The following is a 5,512-nucleotide window of genomic DNA, read 5'->3' on the forward strand; positions in this document are numbered from 1 at the left end:
TTTTGAAGTGGTCCATATCTCCCAGTACATCTATGAACTGATCAACGAGGGAAGGATTCAGATTACCAAAGAATATGCCAGGAAAGTCACCTACCACGATCCCTGTTACCTGGGAAGACATAACGGCGTCTTTGACGAACCCCGGGGAATCTTGCAGAAGATTCCGGGGCTCACCCTTACCGAGATGGCCGAAGTCCGGGAAGACAGCCTCTGCTGTGGCATGGGCGGAGGCAGGGCCTGGATGGAGACAGAAAAGAACGAGCGGTTCGCGAACCTCAGAGTCGAACAGGCCGTAAGGACTGGCGCACAGGTGCTCGCTACCGCGTGTCCCTACTGTGTGTTTGCACTTGAGGACTCGAGGCTCGTCACGAACCACGCTGACGACATTGAGATAAAGGATATCACGGAGATTTTACAGGAAGTGATTTAAATAAAACCGGAAATGAGGTGATAGAAAGTGGAAAACGTACTGCCGCTCAAAAACAATATACAACAAATGTGTAAGAGTCTTGGAGAGAGCAATTTTGGGGATGTCATGGTCGTTGGTGGAGGCATCAGCGGTATTCAGGCTTCCCTCGATCTTGCCACCGCTGGTTTCAAGGTGTACCTGGTCGAGAAAGCGCCGAGTATCGGCGGCCACATGGCCCAGCTCGACAAGACCTTTCCGACCAACGACTGTTCGATGTGAATTCTCGCACCTAAACTGGTCGAGGTCGGCCGGCATCCAAACATAGAAGTACTCACCTATACCGAGGTCAACGGTGTAGAGGGTGAAGCGGGAAACTTTAAGGTAACGCTTACGAAGAAGCCCAGGTATATCCTGGAAGATAAGTGCACGGGTTGCACTGTGTGCGTGGAATACTGCCCCGTGAAGTATCCTGATCAATACAATCAGGAGATATCGATGAACAAGGCGGTCCACGTCTATTTTGCCCAGGCGATTCCTCTCATCACCTATATCGATGAGAGTTGTCTCTACCTGAAAGAGGGTAAATGCCGCATCTGTGAAGCGGTCTGTAAGAATAACGCCATAGATTTGAAACAGGCGCCCGAGAAAAAGGAGATCAATGTCGGGGCCATTATTCTGGCTCCCGGTTTTGAGCCCTTCGATCCCAAGGTAAGGAAAGAGTATCGCTACGGGGAGTTCGCGAACGTGGTAACGAGCATGGACTATGAGCGGCTTTTGTGCTCAACCGGGCCTTACGCAGGCGAGATACTGCGCGCCTCTGATCTCAAGCACCCCCATAACGTAGCATGGATACAGTGCATCGGTTCCCGACAGGTTATCGAAGGTGGAAACAGTTACTGCTCGGCCGTGTGTTGCACCTATACACAGAAACAGGTAATCCTCACGAAAGATCATGATGCAGAGGCGAAATGCACTATATTCCATAACGACGTCCGTTCCTACGGCAAAGACTTTGAACGTTACTACGAAAGGACGGAGAAGCTTCCCGGCGTCCGCTTCTTCAGAAGCTACACAACTATCGTGAAAGAGGACCCGGTAACCAAGAACGTGACTGTGCGGTATTCCACCCCCGACCAGGGGGTGAAAGAAGAAGAATTCGACATGGTGGTCCTGTCGATCGGTATGAATCCCCCGGTGGGCGTGGATAACCTTGTCAAGACATACGGCATCGAACTTGAGTCGCATGATTTCTGTAAGCTCAATCCGCTAAATCCCATGGAGACGAACCGGCCGGGTATTTTTGTGAGCGGCGCGCTCCAGGGACCCATCGATATCCCCGAGTCCGTTTTTAGCGCCAGCGGCGCGGGCTCGCAGATCGGCGAGCTTCTCGACTACCGGCGGGGAAATCTCTCCAAGGAAAGGGTCTATCCGCCCGAAAAAGATGTGTCCCAGGAAGAACCGCGGATCGGTGTCTTCGTGTGCCACTGCGGGGCCAACATCGGAAGGGTGGTCAATGTACCCGGAACGGTCGAATACTGCAAGACTCTGCCGAATGTGGTCTACGCCCAGGAACAACTCTTCTCGTGTGCAACTAATTCCGCCAAGGAAATAACAGATATGATCAACGAGAAGGGGCTCAACCGGGTAGTCGTGGCAGCGTGCTCACCCAGAACGCTCGAGCCGTTATTCCGCGACACACTTCGCGAGGCGGGCATCAATCAGTATTACTACGAAATGGCCAATATCAGGGAGCATAACTCCTGGGTCCACTCAAAGGAAAAGGAAGAGGCCACCGAAAAGGCCCACGACATCATCAGGATGTCGGTCGCCCGCGCATGCCAGTTAAAGCCGCTGCAGGAGTTTGATCTGCCCGTGGACAAAAGGGCGCTCATTCTCGGAGCGGGTATAGCCGGCATGAATTGCGCGATTTCGATTGCAAACCAGGGACACGAAGTCTATCTCGTTGAGAAGGAGAACGATCTCGGCGGCATGGCTCGAAAAATCCATACGACACTTGAGGGGCTCGATGTTCAGGCCTATCTCAAAGAGCTGACCGACAAGGTTTATCGCCATCCCCTGATACATATCTATACGAACGCGACGATCACCCAGGCCGGAGGTTACGTGGGAAATTTCGTGACCACCGTGAAATCCGACAGAGGGACTACTGAGATAAAGCATGGCGCTGCCGTACTCGCCATAGGCTCGGATCTCTACACCCCCACCGAATATCTCTACGGTCAGGACGAGAGGGTCATGACCCACATTGAGCTCGAAGAGAAGATTTTTGCGGGTGACGAAAAGGTAATGAACGCCCAGAACCTGGTCATGATCCAGTGCGTGGGCTGCAGAAACGAAGACAGAAATTACTGCAGCAGGATCTGCTGCAGTGAGTCAGTGAAGAATGCGCTTCTTCTCAAAGAGAAGAATCCGAAGATGGACATATACATCCTCTTCAGAGATGTGAGGACCTACGGCTTCAAAGAGGATTATTACCGGGAAGCCGCGGACAAAGATGTGAAGTTCATCCGCTACGAGCCGCAAGATCCGCCGACCGTGGAGCCGGGCGAAGGTGAAGAAGACGGACGTCCCGTGCTCAAAGTCACGGCCACAGACTATATACTCGATGCAAAATTGCAGATCGATGCGGACATCGTGGCGCTCGCTGCCGCCGTTGTCCCTTCAGCGGCTACCAAGGAAGTGGCAAACCAGTTCAAAGTAACATTGAGCCCCGATGGCTTCTTCAAGGAAGCCCATGTCAAACTACGGCCCGTGGAGTTTGCCACAGACGGCGTATATCTCTGCGGAATGGCCCACTACCCCAAGTTCATACAGGAGACGATCAATCAGGCCTATGGGGCAGCAGGCCGGGCGCTCACACTTCTCTCCAACGATATCGTCGTCGCCTCGGGTTCTGTCTGCGAGGTGGAGGAGAAAAGGTGTATGGGATGCGGGGCTTGTGTTGAGGTTTGCTCATACGGCGCCCTGGAGCTTCGCGAAACAAAACAGGGCAAGAAAGTTGTGGTGAATCCTGTCCTCTGCAAGGGGGACGGCCTCTGCAACGCAAAGTGTCCCACAGGTGCCATTTCATTGAGACACTATACAGACGACGAAGTGCTGGCCGAGATTGACGTGGTGATCCCTGAAGAAGAAATCACCGAACAGATTGACGCTCTAGCGGCCAAATAAAAGAGGGGCAACCTCCGCGTGAGGGATGCCACCGGTTTAATAGAAAGGAGATGAGAACGGATGAGTGCAGGACTTAAGTTCAAGCCCAAAGTAGTCGGTTTTGCATGCAACTGGTGAGCGTACGGAGCCGCTGACCTGGCTGGAGTTTCCAGACTGCAATATACAACTGAAATGAGAATCATCCGCGTGATGTGTTCCGGAAGGGTTGACCCGGAATTCATACTCAGGGCCTTTTTAAAAGGCGTGGATGGGGTGTTTATCGGTTCCTGCCATCTTAATGAGTGCAACTATGTTACGCATGGCAATTTCCATACACTCAATACCGTGCTCCTGTATCGAAGGATATTGGAACATATAGGGATCAACCCGGAACGATTGAGAATACGGTTTATGTCCGGCGCCGAGGCCAATGTCTTCGTTGAAAGCGTGAACGATTTTGTCAAAAAGATAAAGGAGATCGGGCCCTTGGGCCAGGCTGAAGGTGTGGACAGAGAGACGCTCAACGCCAAACTCACCGAGGTCACAAAATTGGTTCCCTATATCAAAGTGGCCAAGCGGGAAAAGCTGGCGACACGCCCCGAAAGCCATGAAGAGTATGATCGATATGAACAGGTCTTTACAAAGGAAGAGATAGACAAGTTATTTAACGAAGTGGTCGCCTACTATATCGACCCCGAGAAATGCCAGGCCTGCATGACCTGCGCCAGGAGATGTCCGGTTGAGGCAATTATCAGCGCCAAGGGGCAGATACATATCGTGGATCAAGAGAAGTGCATAAAGTGCGGGACTTGTTTCGAGGTATGCCCGCCAAAGTTCAGGGCGGTAACCAAGATCGTGGGTGCACCCGTTCCGCCTCCTCTGCCTGAAGATCAGCGGGCCGTGGTGAGAAAGGCGAAAGAAAAAGAGGTCGCCTGATTTAGCGAATCGTAACTGCACGTAAAAGGCCTCGCGGGAGCACCGCGGGGCCTTTTACGTGCAGTTGAGTAGAGTTTCTCCCAATCCATCAGGTCTCTCTGCCAGATTCCATCCGCCCTCGTCTCAAACATCCCCCAGCCAAATACGCAGGCTTTTGCGGGGAAGAAAGGCTCAATGGCTCGAACAATCAACCGGTGATTTCGAACGTATCCTGCTCAAAGGGCGGGTAACGTAATATTCAAGAAGATTTTGATTGAACTCGCTGTCCAGGTTCTTGCCCACGCATTCTCCACGTAAAAAAGGCAGAAAAGGACAGCTCCAGCCTGTAAGGTCGGTCTTCTCTTCCCGGGTTCTCTCTATCGCAGCGCCGTAAAGGTCTGCGGCCCAGCTGTCGTAGTGGTTACACCGGCCGTGGAGCAATTTCTCCCAGAAGTCATCTTCATATGTTCCGAAATTCATCTCGGTTCCGGCAAATCGTTGACAAGGGTAGATAACCCCGTCCGCGGAAAAGACCAATTGCGTTATGCCCGCAGGGCAGGAGAAATGCGCCCCCGTGATCATCTGTGTTACTGCGAATTTCCATTCACCGTCGAATTCCATGCCGTATATCTCGCACGCCGCCTCCATTCTCCGTATTGCTTCAAACTTATCACCTTCGGTAAGCTCCATCAACCGCTCATCCTCGGTGCGACCGCAAAAGATATTCGCCGTGATAGTTTTCACTCCTATAGCAGCCATTTCATGCACAAATCTCTCAATGTTGGAGAGATTTAGTTTGCTCAACACCGTAATAACGTCGCACTCGGCATGGGTCAATATCAGCCGTTTCAAATTTTGAATGACGGTGCTATATGTACCCGTGCCGCTCAAATCCACCCTTCTTTTATCGTTATCCTCCTCAATCCCGTCTATACTCACCTTAAGGCCCACGTTTGATCTGTTTTGCCCAATCCACTCATATACTTCTTCGCTTACGTCAAACGCATTAGTAAATATCCT

At 51.9% G+C, this 5,512-nt stretch carries 4 protein-coding genes; 3 read left to right on the plus strand and 1 reads right to left on the minus strand.

What is annotated here, in order from left to right; all coding sequences use genetic code 11:
- The 3 genes from VMT62_02280 to VMT62_02290 form a co-directional block, all read left to right on the plus strand.
- A partial coding sequence (locus VMT62_02280) for a (Fe-S)-binding protein (GenBank protein HVN95231.1) occupies positions 1 to 430 on the plus strand: 430 nt, incomplete at its 5' end.
- A gap of 27 nt (positions 431 to 457) precedes the next feature.
- Entirely contained in the window at positions 458 to 3,598 is a 3,141-nt protein-coding gene (locus VMT62_02285) for an FAD-dependent oxidoreductase (GenBank protein ID HVN95232.1), read from the plus strand.
- A 60-nt stretch (positions 3,599 to 3,658) separates the two neighbouring features.
- A complete protein-coding gene (locus tag VMT62_02290) occupies positions 3,659 to 4,513 on the plus strand; it encodes a hydrogenase iron-sulfur subunit (protein ID HVN95233.1) in 855 nt (284 codons plus the stop codon).
- A gap of 171 nt (positions 4,514 to 4,684) precedes the next feature.
- Here the strand turns inward: VMT62_02290 and VMT62_02295 are convergent.
- On the minus strand, positions 4,685 to 5,512 hold an 828-nt coding region (locus VMT62_02295), incomplete at its 5' end, for a hypothetical protein (protein HVN95234.1).

The sequence above is a fragment of the Syntrophorhabdaceae bacterium genome, from assembly GCA_035541755.1.
Lineage (GTDB): Bacteria > Desulfobacterota > Syntrophorhabdia > Syntrophorhabdales > Syntrophorhabdaceae > PNOF01.